20 protein-coding genes are annotated in these 20,546 nt (G+C 64.5%); 10 read left to right on the top strand and 10 right to left on the bottom strand.

Translation table 11 applies throughout. From position 1 onward, the window contains the following. Positions 1–51: 51 nt before the first annotated feature. Both VSR68_RS28605 and VSR68_RS28600 read left to right on the top strand, forming a co-directional pair. Entirely contained in the window at positions 52–1,398 is a 1,347-nt protein-coding gene (locus tag VSR68_RS28605; RefSeq protein ID WP_342943063.1) for an aminotransferase class I/II-fold pyridoxal phosphate-dependent enzyme, read from the top strand. After that, on the top strand, positions 1,395–2,483 hold the full coding sequence (locus VSR68_RS28600; RefSeq protein ID WP_342943062.1) for a zinc-dependent alcohol dehydrogenase family protein: 1,089 nt from the start codon (positions 1,395–1,397) through the stop codon (positions 2,481–2,483). The genes VSR68_RS28605 and VSR68_RS28600 overlap by 4 nt, the downstream gene beginning before the upstream one ends. Before the next feature lie 58 nt (positions 2,484–2,541). Here the strand turns inward: VSR68_RS28600 and VSR68_RS28595 are convergent, their stop codons facing one another. The 6 genes from VSR68_RS28595 to VSR68_RS28570 all read right to left on the bottom strand — a co-directional run bounded on the left by VSR68_RS28595 (position 2,542) and on the right by VSR68_RS28570 (position 7,748). Continuing rightward, positions 2,542–3,285, bottom strand: coding sequence for an SDR family oxidoreductase (locus VSR68_RS28595; RefSeq protein WP_342943061.1), 744 nt, complete (start codon positions 3,283–3,285; stop codon positions 2,542–2,544). Positions 3,286–3,357: 72 nt separating this feature from the next. Next, complete coding sequence (locus VSR68_RS28590) at positions 3,358–3,942, bottom strand: TIGR00730 family Rossman fold protein (RefSeq protein ID WP_342943060.1); 585 nt, start codon at positions 3,940–3,942, stop codon at positions 3,358–3,360. 2 nt (positions 3,943–3,944) lie between these two features. Then, a complete protein-coding gene (locus VSR68_RS28585) occupies positions 3,945–4,661 on the bottom strand; it encodes a TetR/AcrR family transcriptional regulator (protein WP_087733310.1) in 717 nt (238 codons plus the stop codon). A 229-nt stretch (positions 4,662–4,890) separates the two neighbouring features. Beyond that, positions 4,891–5,670, bottom strand: coding sequence for a diacylglycerol kinase (locus VSR68_RS28580; protein WP_342943059.1), 780 nt, complete (start codon positions 5,668–5,670; stop codon positions 4,891–4,893). A 69-nt stretch (positions 5,671–5,739) separates the two neighbouring features. After that, on the bottom strand, positions 5,740–6,771 hold the full coding sequence (locus VSR68_RS28575; protein ID WP_342943146.1) for a glycosyltransferase family 1 protein: 1,032 nt from the start codon (positions 6,769–6,771) through the stop codon (positions 5,740–5,742). A 35-nt stretch (positions 6,772–6,806) separates the two neighbouring features. Further along, positions 6,807–7,748, bottom strand: coding sequence for a UDP-2,3-diacylglucosamine diphosphatase (locus tag VSR68_RS28570; RefSeq protein WP_342943058.1), 942 nt, complete (start codon positions 7,746–7,748; stop codon positions 6,807–6,809). A 293-nt stretch (positions 7,749–8,041) separates the two neighbouring features. Between VSR68_RS28570 and VSR68_RS28565 the strand changes: the two genes are divergently transcribed. From VSR68_RS28565 to VSR68_RS28550, 4 genes are all read left to right on the top strand, one after another. Beyond that, a complete protein-coding gene (locus VSR68_RS28565; RefSeq protein WP_342943057.1) occupies positions 8,042–9,097 on the top strand; it encodes a LacI family DNA-binding transcriptional regulator in 1,056 nt (351 codons plus the stop codon). A gap of 183 nt (positions 9,098–9,280) precedes the next feature. Further along, complete coding sequence (locus VSR68_RS28560; protein WP_342943056.1) at positions 9,281–10,237, top strand: substrate-binding domain-containing protein; 957 nt, start codon at positions 9,281–9,283, stop codon at positions 10,235–10,237. 133 nt (positions 10,238–10,370) lie between these two features. Further along, complete coding sequence (locus VSR68_RS28555) at positions 10,371–11,936, top strand: sugar ABC transporter ATP-binding protein (RefSeq protein WP_342943055.1); 1,566 nt, start codon at positions 10,371–10,373, stop codon at positions 11,934–11,936. Positions 11,937–11,955: 19 nt separating this feature from the next. Beyond that, on the top strand, positions 11,956–13,287 hold the full coding sequence (locus VSR68_RS28550) for an ABC transporter permease (RefSeq protein ID WP_342943054.1): 1,332 nt from the start codon (positions 11,956–11,958) through the stop codon (positions 13,285–13,287). 219 nt (positions 13,288–13,506) lie between these two features. On the opposite strand, the gene VSR68_RS28545 is transcribed toward VSR68_RS28550, so the two are convergent. Genes VSR68_RS28545 through VSR68_RS28530 form a run of 4 tightly spaced genes read right to left on the bottom strand, consistent with a single transcriptional unit; the run spans position 13,507 to position 15,869 of the window. Next, the gene (locus VSR68_RS28545; protein ID WP_342943053.1) at positions 13,507–14,040 is read right to left on the bottom strand and encodes an RDD family protein; all 534 of its coding nucleotides are present in this window, start codon (positions 14,038–14,040) and stop codon (positions 13,507–13,509) included. Between the two features lie 52 nt (positions 14,041–14,092). After that, complete coding sequence (locus VSR68_RS28540; protein WP_342943052.1) at positions 14,093–14,863, bottom strand: DUF3106 domain-containing protein; 771 nt, start codon at positions 14,861–14,863, stop codon at positions 14,093–14,095. A 17-nt stretch (positions 14,864–14,880) separates the two neighbouring features. Then, on the bottom strand, positions 14,881–15,309 hold the full coding sequence (locus VSR68_RS28535) for a DUF3619 family protein (RefSeq protein ID WP_342943051.1): 429 nt from the start codon (positions 15,307–15,309) through the stop codon (positions 14,881–14,883). Further along, a complete protein-coding gene (locus tag VSR68_RS28530; RefSeq protein WP_342936325.1) occupies positions 15,306–15,869 on the bottom strand; it encodes an RNA polymerase sigma factor in 564 nt (187 codons plus the stop codon). Before VSR68_RS28530 ends, VSR68_RS28535 begins: the two co-directional genes overlap by 4 nt. 398 nt (positions 15,870–16,267) lie before the next feature. Here VSR68_RS28530 and VSR68_RS28525 point away from each other — a divergent pair, with 398 nt between their 5' ends. From VSR68_RS28525 to VSR68_RS28510, 4 genes are all read left to right on the top strand, one after another. Further along, positions 16,268–18,031 (top strand): acetolactate synthase 3 catalytic subunit, encoded by a 1,764-nt coding sequence (locus tag VSR68_RS28525; RefSeq protein ID WP_342943050.1) that lies wholly within the window; start codon positions 16,268–16,270, stop codon positions 18,029–18,031. 120 nt (positions 18,032–18,151) lie between these two features. Continuing rightward, positions 18,152–18,643, top strand: a complete 492-nt coding sequence (ilvN, locus tag VSR68_RS28520; RefSeq protein WP_007588180.1) for an acetolactate synthase small subunit — start codon at positions 18,152–18,154, stop codon at positions 18,641–18,643. 112 nt (positions 18,644–18,755) lie between these two features. Continuing rightward, the gene (gene ilvC, locus VSR68_RS28515) at positions 18,756–19,772 is read left to right on the top strand and encodes a ketol-acid reductoisomerase (protein ID WP_342943049.1); all 1,017 of its coding nucleotides are present in this window, start codon (positions 18,756–18,758) and stop codon (positions 19,770–19,772) included. A 122-nt stretch (positions 19,773–19,894) separates the two neighbouring features. Then, on the top strand, positions 19,895–20,533 hold the full coding sequence (locus VSR68_RS28510) for a phosphatidylserine decarboxylase (RefSeq protein WP_090864409.1): 639 nt from the start codon (positions 19,895–19,897) through the stop codon (positions 20,531–20,533). The last annotated feature ends 13 nt before the right edge of the window (positions 20,534–20,546 follow it).

Here is a 20,546-nt window from a genome sequence, read left to right as displayed (position 1 = left end):
GCGGCTTCGCAACACGATCGGCGACAGCCGGCACATGGAGGAGACACATCGATGACGACTGGATCGCATATCGAGCGGCTGCGCGCGCGGCTGCTCGGCAAGACGGGTGCGCCGCGCGCGGACGCCGATGCGGACGCGCCGCCCGCCGTGGACAGGCGCGTGACCGTCAAGCCGGAGCACTACGACTTCGCACACTTTCCGGAGATGCGCGAGTACGCGAACACGCGCTGGTACTACGACAACCAGGGCTTCGAATGGAACATGTTCCGCGAGCACGTGGGCGTGACGAGTGCCGAAGTCGAGATCGACGGGCGGCGCATGATCAACTTTTCGTCGTACAACTATCTCGATCTTGCGGGCGATCCGCGCGTGAAAGAGGCCGCGAAAAAAGCCATCGACGACTACGGCACGTCGACGGGGTCGGGGCGCATCATCGTCGGCGAGATACCGCTCTTCGGCGAGTTCGAGCGCGAGCTTGCCGATGTGCTCGGCGTCGAGGCCGCCGTGATGGGCGTGAGCGGCTGGGGCACGAATGCGGGCGCGATCGGCTATCTCGCGCGCAAGCAGGACCTGATCCTGTATGACGAGCTGGTGCACAACAGCATGCTGACGGGCGCGAAGATCAGCGGCGCGCGGCGTTTTGCGTTTCCCCACAACGACTGCGGCGCGCTGGATCGTTTGCTGAGCGAGCATCGCGGACAGTACGAGCGCGTGCTGATTCTCACGGAAGGCGTGTTCAGCATGGACGGCGACATCCCCGACGTGCCACGGCTCATCGACATCAAGCGGCGTCACAAGGCGCTGCTGATGGTCGACGAAGCGCATTCGATGGGCGTGATCGGTCCGCGAGGCCTCGGTGTCGTCGATCACTTCGGCTTGAACGGCGCGGATATCGACATTCACTTCTCGACGCTGTCGAAGTCGTTTGCGACGATAGGCGGCTACGTGGCAGGGCGCAAAGAGCTGGTGACGATGCTCAAGCACTACGCGCCGGGCATCGGCCTTTACATCGCGTCGCCGAACCCGGCCAACGCGGCTGCTGCGCTCGAGGCGCTGCGCATCATGCGCGCCGAGCCCGAGCGCGCGCGCAACGTGGTCGCGATCGCCGACTATTTCCGCGAGCGCGCGCAGGCGGCGGGCCTCGACATCGGGCCGAGCCATGCTTCCGCCGTCGTGCCCGTGATGATCGCGGAGTCGGAGACGGCGTTATGGCTCGCGGCGCGCCTTTTCGACAACGGCGTGTTCGCGTTTCCGATGATTTTTCCCGTGGTGCCGCGCGACGCCGCGCGTCTGCGATTCTTCCTCAACACGGCGCACACGCGCGAGCACGTCGACAGGACGATCGCGTTGCTCGCGCAACTCAAGGCCAGCGCGCCGCCTGCGAAGGGGCTCTTTTGAAGCAGATCCGTTTCGATACGTTCGGACCGCCCGCGCTGGTGGCGCGCTGCCACGAAATGGCCGATCCCGGTCCGCCGGCCGCGTGGGAAGTGGTTGTCGACATCGATGCCTGCACGATTACGCCCGCCGATCTCGCGCGGCTCGCGGGGCGCTATGGCGAGCTGCCGACGCTGCCCGCGACGCTCGGACTCGAAGGCGTGGGACGTGTGACGGCGTGCGGCGCGTCGGTGAAGACGCTGTCCGTCGGCGACCGCGTGATCGTCGTCGGCAACGACAACTGGTGTCAGCGCAGGCGTTTGCCCGCCGCGATGCTCCACAAGGTGCCCGCGCATCTCGACGTGCTGCAGCTCGCGGCGCTGAAAGTGAGCGCATGTACGGCGCTCGAACTGGTGCGGCGCGCGGCGCCCCTCGCGCGCGGCGACTGGATCGTGCAGACGGCGCCGCTATCGAGCGTCGGACGCGCGGTGATGCAGATCGCGCGGCACGACGGCTTGCGCACGCTCAACGTCGTGCGGCGTCCCGAGGCCGTCGCCGAGGTGCTTGCGGCAGGCGGCGACGCCGCGGTCGAAGACGGTCCGCCGCTCGCCGACGCCGTGCGCCGCGCGACGGACGGCGCGCCGCTTTCGATCGCGCTCGATGCGGTGGGCGGCGACGGCGTGGCGCGGCTCGCCGCGCTGCTCGCGCGCGGCGGCACGCTCGTCAACTATGGGATGCTGTCCGGACAGCCGATGCGCATCGACTGCGAGCACGCGATTTTCGGCGGCATCACGGTCAAGGGTTTCTGGCTGACGCAGCGGCTTTCGCGCATGTCGCTCGCGCAACGCGACGCACTGATCGGCGAGGCCGTCGATCTGCTCGAACGCGGCGTGTTGCAGACGCAGGTGTCGGCCACTTTCGCGCTCGATGCGATCGGCGAAGCGTTGCGGCATGCCGATCAGCCGGGACGGCGCGGCAAGGTGTTCTTGCTGCCGAACGGCCCGTTGCCAGGGCCTTTATGCGCGCCGTCATCCGGCGAGACAGCTATGGGCAACGCACGCATTCGGTCGCGGCAAGGCGCGGACGAAAGCACGCTCGCAGTGGGTTGACTGCACGCTGATCGGGCGAGCGGCGGCGGTCAACGCGAGCGGGCCGGAAGAAAAGAAATCAGCGGCCCGCGCTCACATCGAGCAGCGCGCCGTTCACATACGACGCCGCATCGCTCAACAGCCAGACGATCGCCTCGGCGACTTCCTCGGCCGTGCCCGGACGGCCCAGCGGCGTTTGCGCACCGAGCACGGCGGCGCGATCGGGGCGCCCGCCGCTCGCGTGGATGTCGGTGTCGATCAGGCCAGGGCGCACCGCATTCACGCGCACGCCTTGCGGGCCGAGTTCCTTCGCGAGGCCGATCGTCATCGTATCGACGGCGCCTTTCGAGCCCGCGTAATCGACGTACTCGTTCGGCGACCCGAGCCGCGACGCCGCCGACGACACATTGACGATCGCGCCGCCATGTCCGCCGCGATCCTTCGCCATGCGCCGCGCCGCTTCGCGCGCGCACAGATACGCGCCATACACGTTGACGTCGAACATGCGCTTCAGGCGCGCGGCGTCCATGTCGGCGAGCGGCATCGAAGGCGCGACTATGCCCGCGTTGTTCACGAGCGCATCGACGCGGCCATACGCGCTTTCGAGCGCATCGAACATCGCGACGACCTGCGCTTCGTCGGCGACATCGCCCGCGATCACACGCGCGTGGCCGCCCGCGCGCCCGACTTCGGCGGCGGCTTCTTTGGCGGCGGCTTCGTTGGCCGCGTAGTTGATGCCGACCGACCAGCCGCGCGCGCCGAGCAGGCGCGCCGTCGCGCGGCCGATGCCGCGGCTCGCACCCGTGATCAGAACCACTTTCATCGTGTGTGCCTCATCTGTGCGTGATGTGTGCCCGATGTGTCCTGCCGACGAGAAAGCACCGCGCGCCGCGCGTCAGATGCGCTCGCGCCGGTCCGCCCACTTGTCGCGCGCGGGCGGCTGATAGCGCTGCAGCTTGGCGATCAGCGCGGCGGGGTCGTTGTCTATTTGCAGGATGTCGAAGTAGGTCTGACGCATGAAGCCTTCCTGCACCGTGTGCTCCAGCAGCGAAATCAGCGGATCGTAGAAGCCGTCGATGTTCAGCACGGCCACCGCCTTCTGGTGATAGCCGAGCTGCGCCCACGTGTAGACCTCGAACAGCTCTTCGAGCGTGCCCGCGCCGCCAGGCAGCGCGACGAACGCGTCCGACAGGTCGGCCATCATCTTCTTGCGCTGATGCATGTCGGGCACGACGTGCAGTTCCGACAGGCCGTCATGGCCGACTTCCTTGTTGACCAGTAGCTCGGGAATCACGCCGATTGCGCGGCCGCCCGCGGCCATCACTTCATCGGCGATCACGCCCATCAGGCCGACCTTGCCGCCGCCGTAGACGAGCGACAGGTTCGCGTCGACGAGCGCGCGGCCGAACGCCTTCGCGGCGTCGCGATACAGCGGTTTGGCTCCGTCCGACGAGCCGCAATACACACAGACTGCCTTCATCTTCAACTTTCCTTTGATTCGTTGCGAGGTTCGCGCGGCGGCAGATAGTCGTAGAACTCGCGCTGCGGATGCTTGCCCGACACCAGATCGTCGAACAGCTCGCGCGAGCGGCCGCGCAGATACGGCGCCATCAACGACACGATCTGCACGCTCACCTGATGCAGCTCGGCGCGGATCGCCTCCTGCTCGTTGTACTTGCGCGGGTTCATCACGAACTGATACGACAGCCAGTACGTCGCGATCACGCCGATGTTGGTCGCGATCACCTTGATCTCGTCGGGCGTCGCGACCATTTCGCCGTCGGCGACGAGCTGCTCGCAGAACTGGCTCGCGAAGCGCACCTTGTGGCTGATGATCTGCTTGAAGTGCGTTTCCAGCGTGCGGTTGCGCGCGAGCAGATCGTTCAGGTCGCGATACAGGAAGCGGTAGCGCCACGTGAAATCGACCATGTACTGCAGATACGACCACATCTCGTCGATGGTCGCGCGATGGTCTTCCGGAAAACGCAGACGCTTTTCGATCTCCTGCTCGAACTGGCTGAAGATGCTGTTAATGATGTCGTCCTTGTTGCGGAAGTGGTAGTACAGGTTGCCTGGACTGATCTCCATTTCCTCGGCGATCGTCGTCGTCGTGACGTTCGGCTCGCCGATCTCGTTGAAGAGCTTCAACGATAGTTCGAGAATCCGTTCGCGCGTGCGGCGGGGAGGTTTGGCTTCCATATCGTCCGGCCCTGGTTAACGGGCGTCCGCGATGCCTCGTGCTACGGCATGCTCTTCCGCCCAGTCTGGTTGGCTGTTTTTGAGACTATCGAACGATTATAAACCGACCGTTCTATACCCAGAACGCGCGCTTCTGTATGGCGCGGATGCGGCGGCATGAATGGGCTTGCAGGGACTCGGAGCGTGTGCGCTCGCGTCTTGCGCGCGGCGGCTGGCGCCCCGATTCGAATCACCCGCCGAGCCACCCGCCGACCCAGTGGACGACGAGCGGCCCGACGATCAGCGCCCAGGTCATCACGCACATGAAGAGCGCGACCATCACGGCCGCGCTGCCGAGATCCTTTGCGCGCCGCGACAGTTCGTGGCGTTCGAGCGAGATGCGGTCGATGGCCGCCTCGACGCTCGAATTGAGCAGCTCGACGATCAGCACGAGGAACACGGAGCCGAGCAGCAGCACGCGCGACACGGGCTCGACGGGAACGACGATGCCGCACGGCACAAGAATGGCCGCAAGGGTCAGCTCCTGGCGAAATGCGCTTTCCTCGCGGATCGCGACGCGAAAGCCCGCGAACGAGTTCTTCATCGCGTGCCATGCGCGCGTGATGCCGCGATTGCCTTTGTATGGATTGAACGGCAGCGGCGCGAGGGGATCGTCGGGGCCGAGCGGCTCGTGCGGATCATGCGGTTCCGCGCGCGTGTCGCCGTGGACACCGGCGCCGGCTTCGGCTTCGATGTCGGTCTCGATCAGCGTGTCCTCTTCGGATGGCGCGGAATCGCGCGGTATCGACTTGCGCGTCGTGGATGACATGGGAGATGGCTTGCGTGCTGGACCGGGTTGAGTATGTCCAGCATAGCGCGACTGCGGCGCGCCGTCGTCATGCCGTGCGTTCACATCGCCGAAAGGCTCGCGGTCCGGCTCGACGGCCGGACCGCCTTCAGACGCGATGGTTTCTGCGTCGCGCAGCGATTCCTGCGGGGCGCGCAATGCGTTCGATTGTCTCGTTTGCATGGGCGTGGCGGGAAGTGAGGGCGCTCGCGCGTCGGGCCGTGCGCTTCGGATACACGCTTCGGATACGCGTTATGCGGCGGCGTTTTCCTCGCTGTAGGCGGCGCGCGGCAACGGCTTCAGATGCGCGGCGAACTGTTCGGAGGCGGCCGTCCACGAGAAGCGCTCGGCCCACTCGCGCGCACGGCTGCGGTCGATCTTCAGCGCTTCGAGACACGCTTCGCGCAGGTCTTCGTGCATCGCGCCCGCGCCGCCGTCGCCGAGCACGTCGATGGGGCCCGTCACGGGATACGCGGCGACGGGCGTGCCGCACGCGAGCGCTTCGAGCAGTACGAGGCCGAACGTGTCGGTGCGGCTCGGGAACACGAATACGTCGGCGGCTGCGTAGACCTTCGCGAGCTCGGCTTGCGTCAGCACGCCGAGATAGTTGACGGCGGGGTAGCGCGACTTGAGTTCGGCGAGCGCCGGGCCTTCGCCCGCGACCCACTTCGAGCCGGGCAGATCGAGCTTCAGGAACGCTTCGACGTTCTTCTCGACGGCGACGCGTCCGACGTACAGAAAGATCGGCCGTGCCGTGTTCAGCACCTTCGAGTCCATCATGTGGAAGATGTCGAGATCGACGCCGCGCGTCCACAGCACGACGTTCGTGAAGCCGTATTTTTCGAGGTCCGCCTTCACGACGGGCGTCGGCGCCATCACGGATAGCGACGGCTTGTGGAACCAGTGCAGGAAGCGATACGTCCACGCAAGCGGAATGCCGAAGCGCGCCTGCACGTACTCGGGAAAGCGCGTGTGATACGCGGTCGTGAACGGCAGCTTGTGCTCGATCGCATAAGCGCGCGCGGCGAGTCCGAGCGGGCCTTCCGTCGCGATGTGCAGCGCGTCCGGCTGGAATGCGTCGATGCGCTCGCGCAGATGGCGCTTCGGCAGCAGCGACAGGCGGATCTCGGGGTACGTCGGGCACGGAATCGTCTTGAACTCGAGCGGCGTCAGCAGATCGACCTTGTGGCCGATCTCCGTCAACTCGCGCGTCGTGTTCTTCAGCGTGCGGACGACGCCGTTGACCTGCGGCTCCCACGCATCGGTGACGATCATGATCTTCATGCAGTTGGCCCTCTCGTAGTGGTGGTTGTGTGCGGTCATGCCGTCGCGCGGGCCTTCGACGCGGTCGCTTGCGGCGAGCGGATCACGGTCCAGTAGATCACCTTCAGTTCGCCCTCGTATGTCTCGACGAGCGCCGACAGGCTCTCGACCCAGTCGCCGTCGTTGCAGTACAGCACGCCGTCGATCTCGCGGATCTCGGCCTTGTGGATGTGCCCGCAGACGACGCCATCGCAGCCGCGGCGGCGCGCTTCGTCGGTCATCACGCGCTCGAACGACGAGATGAAGTTGACGGCGTTCTTCACCTGATGCTTCAGGTACTGCGACAGCGACCAGTACTGGAAGCCGAGCTTGCTGCGGATGCGGTTGAACCAGCGGTTCAGCACGAGGATCAGCGTATAGAGCGTGTCGCCGAGATACGCGAGCCACTTCGCGTGCTGGATCACGCCGTCGAACAGATCGCCGTGCACGATCCACAGCCGCTTGCCCGTGAGCGTCGTGTGGAACGCTTCGCCGCGCACGTGGATGTCGCCGAAAGCGAGATCGCAGAACTGGCGCGCCCCTTCGTCGTGATTGCCGGGGATGTAGACGACCTGCGTGCCCTTGCGCGCCTTGCGCAGCACCTTCTGCACGACGTCGTTGTGCGCCTGCGGCCAGTACCAGCCCTTCTTCAGTTGCCAGCCGTCGATGATGTCGCCGACGAGGTACAGATACTCCGATTCGTTGTGCCGCAGGAAATCGAGCAGGTACGGCGCCTGGCATCCGCCCGAACCGAGGTGAATGTCGGAGAGCCAGATCGTGCGATAGCGATGCGAGTTCTCGTGATCGTCATCGTGATGGCTTTCGTTGGGCGACGGCGGCGTCGGCAGATGCGGAATCGGCGGCAGGGTTGCCGAAGGAGAGCGGGGGCCGAAAGCGACGGGATCGACGCTCGGGCCAGTCTGGCGGAAGAGGGAAGTCGCGGACGTGTTGTTGTCCATGGCTCACGCGTCGAGTTGCAGTACCCGCATTCCGCCATCGCCGCATGACGGAGCCGTGACATTCACGAGAAGTTCTTATTACGTATCGCGGGGTGTCGGCTCGATGCAACGCAACATGCCTTGCGCGGATGCTGCGGGTGCGCGATCGGGCTTCGGGAAAGCCCTGGCCGTCTGTGTCTTGTGCTGATGTAAGCGATTGCATATCCTCTGAAACGTTTCAATCTCTGCGCACGATCGAGAACACGAGACCAGCCGGGCGACGAACCGGACATCGAAAAAGGGGCTGACGAAACATGGGCGAATCCGAGCGGCTTTTGCCGACACTGCGCGACGTGGCCAATGCCGCCGAAGTCTCGGTGGGCACGGCGTCGAAGGTGTTGTCGGGCGTGCCGGGCGTGAGCGAAGCGCGCGCGCAGCGCGTGTGGGACGCGGCGCGCCGGCTCGGCTATCGCCGCAACGGCATCGCCGCCGACTTGCGGCGCGGCAGGCCCAGTTCGATCGGCTTCGTGCTCCCCGATCTCACCAATCAGTTTTTCGTCGACATTGCGCGCGCGCTGGAAAACCGCGCGCTGGAGCACGGCTACCGCCTGATCATGGCCCACGCCGACGAGGACCCTGAGCGCGAAATGGAGCGTATCCGCTTCGTGATGTCGCGCCAGGTGGCGGGCATGATCATCATTCCGTGCCGCGGCTACGAACACGCGATCGAAGAAGTGCGCGAGTGCAATGTGCCCCTCGTGATGGCCGACCGCGTCGACGATTCCTTTCCCGCCGATACCGTGACGACGGACAGCCACGCCGCGTCGTTCGCCGGCACCGAGCATCTGATCGGGCTCGGCCACAAGCGCATCGCGTTTCTCCTCAACACGCTCGAACTCGTGAACTCGCGCGAGCGCGCGGACGGCTATATCGCCGCGATGAAGCGCGCGGGACTCGGCGCTCATATACGCGTCGTCGAATGCGGAATGACGGCGGCGGAGATCCACGCATCGACGCTCGAAGTGCTGTCGAATGCCGTGCGCCCGACGGCGCTCTTCGCGGGCGGCAACGTGACGACGCTCGGCGCGTTGCGCGCGATCCGCGACGCCGATCTGCGCCTGCCCGAAGACATCTCGCTGCTGTCGTTCGACGACGCGCCGTGGATGTCGGTGCTGCGTCCGTATCTGAGCTCGATCCGTCAGCCGGTCGAGGCGATCGGCCATGCAATCTGGCAGCTGATGCTCAAGCTGCTGAACGGCGAGCGCAATGCGCCCGTGCATCTGAGCTTCAAGGCCGAGCTGCTGGTGCGCGAGAGCACGGCGCCCGTGCCCGTCGAACAGTCGGAGTTCGAGGAGACCCGAACAAATTAAAACGTTTCAATCGCGGTAGAGCAGGCAGAAGCAGTAGTAACAGCAGCAGAGCAGCGGAGCAGATGCAGGAGAAAGAGACGCACGAACCGCGCATCACGTAATGCGCAACGACAGCAACTACCTTGCATGGGACCGGAGCGAGGCGCGAAAGCGCCGGGCTCCGGATCGACAGGAGACACAAAGATGAACCGCAATCGCCGTCTGATTACTGGCGCGCTGTTATCGGCGCCTTTCGCCGGGATGTTGATGAAAGCCGGCTATGTGCACGCGCAGGGCAAGAAGTACCGCTTCGGGTTTTCGCAGGTGACGACCGTCGAGCCGTGGCGCGTCCAGTTCAACAAGGACATGAAGGCCGAGGCGGCGAAGCATCCGAACGTCGAGCTCGTCATCGCCGATGCGAACGACCGCACCGACAAGCAGAACGCCGACATGGAGAACTTCATCGCGCAGAAGATGGATGTGATCTTCATCTCGCCGAAGGAGTCGGCGGGGCTCACGGGCGTCGTCGAGAAGGCGTTCAAGGCGGGCATTCCCGTGTTCGTGCTCGACCGCGAGGTGAACGGCGACCAGTACACGCAGTTCGTCGGCGGCGACAACGTGCTGATCGGCAAGGGCGTGGGCGAGTTCATCGTGAAGACGCAGGGCGGCGCGGGCAAGGCGAAGGGCAATATCGTCGAGGTGTGGGGCGGCTTCGGCACGCAGGCTTCGCACGACCGGCACGACGGCATGATGTCGTTCGTCGGCAAGGAGTCGGGGCTGAAGATCGTCGGGCAGCGCGTCGATTGCGACTGGAAGCAGGACAAGGCCTACGATTACATGAAGACGGTGCTGCGCGTGAATCCGCAGGTCGATCTCGTGTTCGCTCATAACGATCCGATGGCGTATGGCGCGTATCTCGCCGCGAAGGACGCGGGGGTCGAAAAGAAGATCAAGTTCGTCGGCGCGGACGGGCTGCCGAACGAAGGCGCGGTATGGGTCGAAAAGGGCATTCTGACGGCGACGTTCGTCTATCCGACGCCGGGCGGCGAAGCGCTGCGCCAGGCGCTGAAGATGCTCGGCGGCGAAAAGATTCCGAAGAAGGTGATCATGCCGACGCAAGGCATCTTCGCCGACAACGCCAAGCAGTTCGTCGCGAGCTGAGTCGACGCATTGAGCCGACGTAAATGAGTCGGCGTAAAGCGCGCGCAACGGCGGCCACGAACGTTGCGCGTGCTTCATACGCCACTTTGCATACCACTTCACATCACCCACGAAGAAGCAGCGGATGGAATCCATGACGCCGACCGCAACCAGTCTCGATCCACCTCTCGCGCAGGAGCGCGCGCCCGCGAGCGCGACGCCGCTCGTTGCCGCGACGCGCATTTCGATCGCGTTCAACGGCAGCCCTGCGCTCACCGACGTCGATTTCGACATCATGCCGGGCGAAGTGCATGCGCTCGTCGGCGAGAACGGCGCGGGCAAGTCGAGCCTGATGAAGATACTGGGCGGCCTGTATCTGCCCGATGCTGGCTCCATCGAAGTAGCCGGCGCACCCACCGATTTTAGAACCACGGCCGATGCGATGGATGCCGGCATCGCGATCATCCACCAGGAGCTGAATCTGGTGGACAGTCTTTCCGTCGTCGACAACCTCTTTCTCGGCAAGGAAATCACGACGCGCTTCGGCTTTCCCGATCATCGCGCGATGCGGGCCAAAGCGCGCGACGTGCTCGCGCAACTGCAATTCAGGCCGTCGCCGGATGCGCTCGTCGGCGCGTTGCGGATCGGCGAAAAGCAGTTGATCGAGATCGCGAAGGCGCTGCTCGCCGACGCGCGCGTGCTCATCATGGATGAGCCGACCTCCGCACTCTCCGACACCGAAACGCATGCGCTCGCGGTGCTCGTGCGCGCGTTGCGCGAGCGCGGCATGGGCATCGTGCTGATCAGCCATCGCCTGCACGAAGTGTTCGATCTCGCCGATCGCGTGACTGTGCTGCGCGACGGCCGCCATATCGCGACGCTGCCGATGAGCCGCGTCGAATCGGCGGAACAGCTGGTGTCGATGATGATCGGCAAGAACTTCGTCGCGCCGCATCGCGAGTCCGGCGAAGTGCGCGCGGCCGCCGACACGATGGTCGCCGTGCGCGATCTCACGCTCTTTGGCGAACATCGACCCGTCGTCGACGGCGTGTCGTTCGAAGTGCGGCGCGGCGAGGTGTTCGGTTTGTCGGGCCTGCTCGGCGCGGGCAAGACGGAAATTCTCGAATCGCTGTATGGCGTGTCGTCGTATCGCGTATCGGGCGCAATCGAGATCGGACCGGCTAAGCGCGTGTTCAGAACGCCGGCGGAAGCCGTCGACGCGGGCGTTGCGTTCGTCACCGAAGATCGCAAGAAGGATGGGCTGATCGTCGATCAGTCGGTCGAGGCGAACTTCATGCTGCCGAGTCTCGCGCACATCGAAGGCTTTCCGTTCTACCGGCCTCGCGCGATCGCGCGACGCGTGGCCGCGCAGGCGAAAGCGTCGAACGTGAAGCACGGCGGCGCGTCGTCGCCCGTCGCGACGCTTTCGGGCGGCAATCAGCAGAAGCTCATCATCGGCAAGTGGCTGATGACGCAGCCCGCGATTCTGCTGCTCGACGAGCCGACGCGCGGCGTCGACGTGGCCGCGAAGGCCGAAATCTATAGCCAGATCCTGCAGGCGGCGCGCAGCGGATTGACGGTAGTGGTCGCGAGTTCGGAGATCGACGAACTGATGCTGATGTGCGACCGCATCCTCGTGCTGTGCGAAGGGCGCGCGCGAGGCGTGCTCGAACGCGAAGCGTTTTCCGCCGATGAACTCGTGAAGCTGGCATCGCCATGATGCCGATGGAGCCCCGAACATGCTGAAGACCAACGAACATCCGATGAATGCAATGCCCGATACGCGGCAGCAGCGTCTGCGCGCGTGGCTGACGAACGTGAAGTACTACCTGGGGCTGATCGTGCTGCTTGCGCTAGGCGCGCTGACGTCGCCGCATGCGGCGGACGGCAGCAATATTTTTCTGTCGTCGGCGAATTTCTCCGATGTGTTTCGTCAGGTGGCGAACGTCGGCGTGATGTCGGTGGGCATGACGCTCGTGATCATCACGGCGGGCATCGATCTGTCCGTCGGCTCGGTGATGGGCTTCGGCAGCGTGCTCACCGCGATCCTGCTCACGACGCCCGGCAGCAACGCGGCTTCGTGGACGTCGCTCGCACTCGATGCCGCGAGCGTGTTCGCCGTCGTCTATATGGCGAGCGGCATGTTCGCGCGGCGCATGCGTGCGGGTGTCAGTGCTCATGCGGGTGCTCATGTCCATGGGTCGCGAGGCGAGCGGCATCGCGCCGTTCGCGCGGGTGTCGCTGCGCTCGTCGCGCTGCTCGCATGCGGCTACGCGTGGCATCAACTGCCGCAGAAGGCGTCGCTGCTGACGGTGCTCTGGATGGTGCCGCTCGCGGGCCTCGCGATCGGCGCGATCAATGGCTTCATCATCACGCGCGGACGCATGCAGCCGTTCATCGTGACGCTCGCGGCGATGGTCGGCGTGATGGGCGTCGCGCGGCTCGTCGCCGGGCAGGATACGGCCGTCTATTCGATCTACAGCGGCAGCAACGCGACCACCGACATCGAAAATCTGCGCGCGTTGCTGTTCGGCATCGTGCCCGTGCCTGCGCTCTTTTTCATCGTGATCGCGCTGATCGCGGACTTCGTGCTCAATCGCACGGTGTTCGGCAAGTACCTGTATGCGATCGGCGGCAACGAGAAGTGCGCGCGCATTTCGGGACTCAAGGTCGATCGCCACAAGATCGCCGCGTATGCGATCTCGGGCATGCTCGCGGCGCTGGTCGGCGTGCTGTACGCGGCGCAGTACCGGCAGGGAAAGGCGGATGCGGGTGTCGGCTGGGAACTCGATGCGATCGCGGCCGTGGTGATCGGCGGAACGAGCCTGATGGGCGGTATCGGACGGATCGCGGGGACGGTGGCGGGCGTGCTGATCTTCGGCTTTCTCGGCAACATCCTGCTGCTCAACAACATCGACAGCAATACGCAGCTGGTGCTGAAGGGGCTCATCATCGTCGTCGCGGTGTTCCTGCAGCAGACGCGGATGAATCCGCAAACGATGCTCGCGCGGCTGCGCGGCCGGCGCGTGGTGATGAATGCGCCGGGGCGCGAGGAGAAGGCGCGGCCGTGAGGGTTGACCGCGCAGCGCTTGCATGCGTGCGCGGCTCGGCGTGTGCATCAGCGTGAGATGGCGCGGTTGTCGTGAACGCCGCGCTTGAGCGATGCGAATGTAAGCGTGTGCATCAACGCAAGGCGGTCGCGAACGCCGCGCCTGCGTGACACGAACGTAGGCGTGCGTTAAAGCGAGAGGACGGGCAGTGGAGATGTTTTGTGATCGCTGCCCGGCGCGTCAGCGCGGCAACGAAACGATCCGCGTGCCGGCCAGCCGGTCGTGCAGGAACTGCCGGCTAGCGCCGATCCGGCCGATGGCCGCATACAGGACGAACCACACGGCGACGACGATCAACGTCTGCGGCACGGCGAGCCCGAGCAGCGGATGCAGCGCGAGCGGCGGCAAGAACCACAGCCACGCGAACACATAGCGCACGACGGCGCGCGCAACCGACAGGCGCCCGCCATCCCTCGCGCCGACGACGCGCAGCCGCCACGTCTTCATCGGCAGCGTCTGCCCGCCGTGCGTCCAGAACCAGACGAAGTACGCGCCGACCACCAGAGCGACCCACGCCGCGAGCCAGTTGTGATGCACGAGCCCGTTGCGTTGCTGCGTGAGCGTGCTGAACAGATAGCCCGCGAAGAACACCACGCCGAACAGCAGCACGCCTTCGTACATCAGCGTCGCGAGACGCCGGCGCACGGTGGGCGCGGCGAGTTCGGAGGTTTCGGGCGTGGGCGGCAGGGCTGCGGAGTCGACGGAAGTGGACACGGGCGGGGCCTCGGTTGCCGTTGATGAGCCCGCGACGCGGGCTCGCGGAAGTTTATGAGCCGTTGAAGATCGACGGCGCGTCGGAAGGCGAAACGGGCGTCGGCGTCGCCGGAGCGAAGCTGCCGGCTGCGGGAGCGGCAGGCGCGCCCGGCGCGGGCGCCATGCCTGCCGCCGCGCCCGCCGATGCACCCGCCGCCGGCGGCACGGGCACGCTCGCGAGCTTGTCCTTGCCGTTCACGAGGCGGTTGATGTCCTTGATCTCGGACTTGCCCGAAGGCGGCGCGCTGACGACAGTGGGACGGCGCTTGTGCTCGCTCGCGGCGAGCTTCTGCTTCTGCTCTTCGGAGAGCTGCTGATACGCCTTCCACGCATTCTGACGCGCTTCGCGCGGCAGCTCCTTCGACACCTGATAGTTCTCACGCGCGACACGCCGCTGTTCGGGCGTCATGCGCACCCATTCCGACATCCGTTCGTGGAGCCGCTTCTGCGCTTCGGGTGTCATCTTCGGGTAGCGCGACGCGATTTTCAGCCACTTGTGCTTGCGCTCTTCGCTGAAGCTGTCCCACTGCGACGCGAACGGCGCGAGCGCCGCGTGCTCGGAGCTGGTCAGCTTCGCCCAGGCGAGAGGGCTGCTCGACGTCGGCAGGGCAGGCAGTTCGACGGTCAGCGCCGGGGCGGGCGCCGGTTTCGCAGGCGCGCCGGCGGCGGCAGGCGCCGCAGCCGGCGTGGGTGTCGGGTAGAAGCGCGGATAGGTGGCGGCGAATGACACCAGGGCCGCGATCACGCATCCGGACACAACGGCGAGGCCGCGCTTGTAACTCACCCGTCAAGTCTCCGCCGTCAGTGGTTGCGCGTCAGGTACGCGTTGAACCCGTGATCGAGATAGGCATTGAGCGGCAGGTCGTCGCTCAGCATGGCGGCGTCGATATCGGCGAGCTCGGCCGTGCGCTGGTGGTCTTCCCACCACGCGATGCCCGCGAGGCCGATGACGAGCGCCAGCACCGGCCACGCGAGCGCGAGCTTGCGCAGGCGCGGCAGGCGGCGCGATGCTTCCCGTTGCGGCATGCCCGCAAGCGTGCCTGCGCCGACGAAGACAGGCACGAAGGCGGGCGCATGCACGGCTTCGGGCTTCTTGCGAGCGAGCGCGGCACTGCGCGCGGCGGCGAGCCGGTCGGTGGTGGCGGTCGGAATGCGGGCAGCGTTTTCGTCGAGCGCACGGCGAAGCTGCCGCGCAAACTCGAGTTCTTTTATTTCGAGAGCGGAGCTCATAGCGTGATTCCTTTGGCCTTGAGCGCGTGCGCCAGCGTGTGCGTGGCTCGCGAGCAGTGGGTTTTCACACTGCCTTCCGAGCAGCCCATCGCGGCAGCAGTCTCAGCGACATCCATATCTTCCCAGTAACGCATCAGAAACGCCTCCCGTTGACGTGCCGGTAATTTTTGGATTTCGTCGTCGATCAACTGCAGCACCTGCTCGCGCTCGAGCTGCTGCTCGCTGCTTTCCGCGCCCGTTGCGCCGTCCTGGCTTTCGAACGTCTCCAGTGGGTCGAAGTCCTCGTCGTCAGCATTGCCTAACGACGAGAACAGCGTCACCCAGGTGTTGCGCACTTTTTGCCGACGGAAATAGTCGTGCGTCGCATTCTGGAGAATACGCTGAAATAAAAGCGGCAGCTCAGCGGCAGGGCGGTCGCCGTATTTTTCGGCGAGCTTGATCATCGCGTCCTGCACGATGTCGAGCGACGCGTCATCGTCCCGCACGGCGTAGACCGTCTGCTTGAACGCGCGCCTTTCGACGCCCGCCAGAAAATCGGCGAGTTCCTTGTCTGATGCCATCCGTTGGGGGTCGGCGCAGCGAGTGTGCGCGGAATCGGTCGAAAAATGTCGTAAAACTCGCGGATGCTAACAAACTTTCGCGCGAATCGGGAAAAAACGCGGCAACCGTGCGGCTTGCATCCAGCCTTCGGTCGAGCTTTGTCCACGGTTCATGCAGTTTGGGCAAAGCGGTCAGAAGTGGACGACGGAAGGGCAGCCGCCGTCAATCATGGAAATATTTGCTTGACCACCGGACGCATCGTAGATATCGTCTACGGTTCGCAACATAAGTGACTTGTCTCATTTGAGTCGAGCCCAAGAAGCTCGCCTGTCAAACTGGACGCGCCGCTTGAACCCGAGCCACAAGCCCGGCAGAGAGCACCCGATCAATTTTTTGCCGAAAATTCGAAAGGTGAACGATGAATATGCCCAGCGCGGAATTCTCCACGTCGGATACCACACCCCCTCACGAAGCTGACTCGATCGGCGCCACCGTGCTCATGAAGGCACTGGCCGACGAAGACGTCGAGTTTGTCTGGGGCTATCCCGGCGGCTCGGTACTCTACATCTACGACGAGCTGTACAAGCAGGACAAGTTCCAGCACATCCTCGTGCGCCATGAGCAGGCCGCGGTTCACGCCGCCGACGCCTACTCGCGCTCGACCGGCAAGGTCGGCGTGTGCCTCGTGACCTCCGGCCCCGGCGTCACCAATGCGGTGACGGGCATCGCGACGGCCTATATGGACTCGATCCCGATGGTGATCATCAGCGGCCAGGTGCCGACTGCCGCGATCGGCCAGGATGCGTTTCAGGAGTGCGACACGGTCGGCATCACGCGTCCCTGCGTGAAGCACAACTTCCTCGTGAAGGACGTGCGCGATCTCGCCGCCACCGTCAAGAAAGCGTTCTATATCGCCCGTACCGGCCGGCCCGGCCCCGTGCTGATCGACATTCCGAAGGACGTGTCGAAGGCGCCTTGCCAGTACGAGCCGTTGAAGAGCGTGTCGCTGCGCTCGTACAACCCCGTCACGAAGGGCCACTCGGGCCAGATCCGCAAGGCCGTCGCGCTGTTGCTGTCGGCGAAGCGCCCGTACATCTACACGGGCGGCGGCATCATTCTCGCGGACGCATCGCGCGAGCTGAACCAGTTCGCCGATCTGCTCGGCTATCCCGTCACGAATACGCTGATGGGCCTCGGCGGCTATCGCGCCGCGGACAAGAAATTTCTCGGCATGCTCGGCATGCACGGCACGTACGAAGCCAACATGGCGATGCAGCACTGCGACGTGCTGATCGCGATCGGCGCGCGCTTCGACGACCGCGTGATCGGCGACCCCGCTCACTTCGCGTCGCGTCCGCGCAAGATCATTCACATCGACATTGACCCTTCGTCGATCTCGAAGCGCGTGAAGGTCGACATCCCGATCGTCGGCGACGTGAAGGAAGTGCTGAAGGAACTGATCGAGCAGTTGCAGACGGCCGAGCATGGCCCTGACACGGAAGCGCTCGCCGCGTGGTGGAAGGACATCGAAGGCTGGCGCTCGAAAGACTGCCTGAAGTACGACCGCGCAAGCGAGATCATCAAGCCACAATACGTGGTCGAAAAGCTGTGGGAGCTGACGGACGGCAACGCGTTCGTGTGCTCGGACGTGGGCCAGCATCAGATGTGGGCCGCGCAGTTCTACCGCTTCAACAAGCCGCGCCGCTGGATCAACTCGGGCGGCCTCGGCACGATGGGCTTCGGCCTGCCCGCGGCGATGGGCGTCAAGATGGCGCATCCGGACGACGACGTCGTCTGCATCACGGGCGAAGGCTCGATCCAGATGTGCATCCAGGAGCTGTCGACCTGCAAGCAGTACGACACGCCCGTCAAGATCATTTCGCTGAACAACCGCTATCTGGGCATGGTGCGCCAGTGGCAGCAGATCGAATACAGCAAGCGCTATTCGCATTCGTACATGGATGCGCTGCCCGATTTCGTTAAGCTCGCCGAGGCGTACGGGCACGTCGGCATGCGCATCGAAAAGACTGCGGATGTCGAGCCGGCGCTGAAGGAAGCGCTGCGCCTGAAAGATCGCACGGTGTTTCTCGACTTCCAGACCGATCCGACCGAAAACGTCTGGCCGATGGTTCAGGCCGGCAAGGGCATCACGGAGATGCTCCTCGGGTCGGAAGATCTATAACGAGCGCGTTTGTGCGCCGGCTTCGTCATGCGCGTCTTCACAAAAGGCGAGAGCGGATGGAGCGGCGCCAGATCGCATAAGGGCATGCATCGCCTGCATCGACATCTGGAAGAAGCGAACATGAGACACATCATTTCCGTCCTGCTGGAAAACGAACCGGGCGCGCTGTCGCGCGTGGTCGGCCTGTTCTCCGCACGCGGCTACAACATCGAAACCTTGACGGTGGCACCGACGGAAGACCGCTCGCTGTCGCGCATGACCATCGTTTCCATTGGCTCGGACGACGTGATCGAACAGATCACGAAGCATCTGAACCGCCTGATCGAGGTGGTGAAAGTGGTCGACCTGACCGAGGGCGCCCACATCGAGCGCGAGCTGATGCTGATCAAGGTAAGGGCGGTCGGCAAGGAACGTGAGGAGATGAAGCGGATGTCGGATATTTTCCGCGGCCGCATCATCGACGTCACCGAAAAGACCTATACGATCGAGCTGACGGGCGCGAGCGAGAAGCTCGACGCGTTCATCGAAGGGCTCGACGCCACCGCGATTCTCGAAACGGTCCGCACGGGCGGTTCGGGCATCGGACGCGGCGAGCGTATCCTGAAGGTTTGATGACGAGCCACAGAAGCCGGTTCGATCCGGGCCCGGCGTCGCGTCATCCGTCGGGCCCAGGCAACACACACACGCAGCTTTGAATTTTTCTGAATTTCGCCAAGGAACAGACATGAAAGTTTTCTACGACAAGGACGCCGACCTCTCCCTCATCAAAGGCAAGCAGGTCACCATCATCGGCTATGGCTCGCAAGGCCATGCTCACGCGCTGAACCTGAAGGAAAGCGGCGTGAACGTCACGGTGGGTCTGCGCAAGGGCGGCGCATCGTGGAGCAAGGCTGAGAACGCTGGCCTCGCGGTGAAGGAAGTGGCGGAAGCCGTGAAGGGCGCGGACGTCGTGATGATGCTGCTGCCCGACGAGCAGATCGCCGAGGTGTACGCGAAGGAAGTCGCCGCGAACATCAAGCAGGGCGCGGCGCTCGCGTTCGCGCACGGCTTCAACGTGCATTACGGCCAGGTGATCCCGCGCGCGGATCTCGACGTCATCATGATCGCGCCGAAGGCGCCGGGCCACACGGTGCGCAACACGTACCAGAACGGCGGCGGCGTGCCGCACCTGATCGCCGTCGCGCAGGACAAGTCGGGCGCGGCGCGCGATATCGCGCTGTCGTATGCAGCGGCGAACGGCGGCGGCCGTGCCGGCATCATCGAAACGAACTTCCGCGAAGAGACGGAAACCGACCTGTTCGGCGAGCAAGCCGTGCTGTGCGGCGGCACCGTCGACCTGATCAAGGCCGGCTTCGAAACGCTGGTCGAAGCGGGCTACGCGCCGGAAATGGCGTACTTCGAGTGCCTGCACGAACTGAAGCTGATCGTCGATCTGATCTACGAAGGCGGCATCGCGAACATGAACTACTCGATCTCGAACAACGCCGAATATGGCGAGTACGTGACGGGTCCGCGCATCATCACGGAAGATACGAAGAAGGTGATGAAGGAAGTCCTGAAGGACATCCAGACGGGCGAGTACGCGAAGAGCTTCATCATCGAAAACCGCGCGGGCGCGCCGACGCTGCAGTCGCGTCGCCGCATCACGGCCGAGCACCAGATCGAGCAGGTCGGCTCGAAGCTGCGCGCGATGATGCCGTGGATCGCGAAGAACAAGCTGGTCGATCAGTCGAAGAACTAATCTGCCTGTTTTTCGCACTCCGGCGCACGAAATGCGCCGGAAGCGTCAAAAAGCCGTCCAGGTGTGCTGAACCCTGGACGGCTTTTGCTATCCTACGGTTTTCCAAAAGACTGAACCCACCTATGAATTACCCCCATCCGATCATCGCGCGCGAAGGCTGGCCGTTCATCGCCGTCGCGGTCGTCGTTGCGTTGTTGATCCATTTCGTCGCAGGGTTCGGCATTGCCTGGATTTTCTGGCTGTTGGTCATCTTCGTCGTGCAGTTTTTCCGCGATCCCGCCCGCCCCATTCCGACCCAGGCGAACGCGGTGCTGTGCCCGGCCGATGGCCGCATCGTCGCCGTCGAAACCGCGCACGATCCGTATGCGAACCGCGAAGCGCTGAAGATCAGCGTGTTCATGAACGTGTTCAACGTTCACTCGCAGCGTTCGCCCGTCGATGGCGCGATCTCGAAGGTCGAGTACTTTCCGGGCGCGTATCTGAATGCCGCTGTCGATAAAGCCTCGACGGAAAACGAACGTAACGCGATTGTCATCGAAACCGCGAGCGGCGCGACTGTGACGTCGGTGCAGATCGCCGGCCTGATCGCGCGGCGCATTCTCTGCTACGTGCGGGCGGGCGAGCCGCTGACGCGCGGCCAGCGCTATGGCTTCATCCGCTTCGGTTCGCGCGTCGACGTGTATCTGCCGATGGGCAGCCGTCCGCGTGTGTCGATCGGCGAGAAGGTGTCCGCGTCGTCCACGATTCTGGCTGAGCTATAAGCGGCACAGGGAG

The sequence above is a fragment of the Paraburkholderia phymatum genome (genome assembly GCF_038900715.1).
In the GTDB taxonomy this organism is placed as follows: Bacteria; Pseudomonadota; Gammaproteobacteria; order Burkholderiales; family Burkholderiaceae; genus Paraburkholderia; species Paraburkholderia phymatum_A.
Note: the sequence above shows the minus strand (reverse complement) of the source record. Positions and strands in the feature narration are given on the sequence as shown.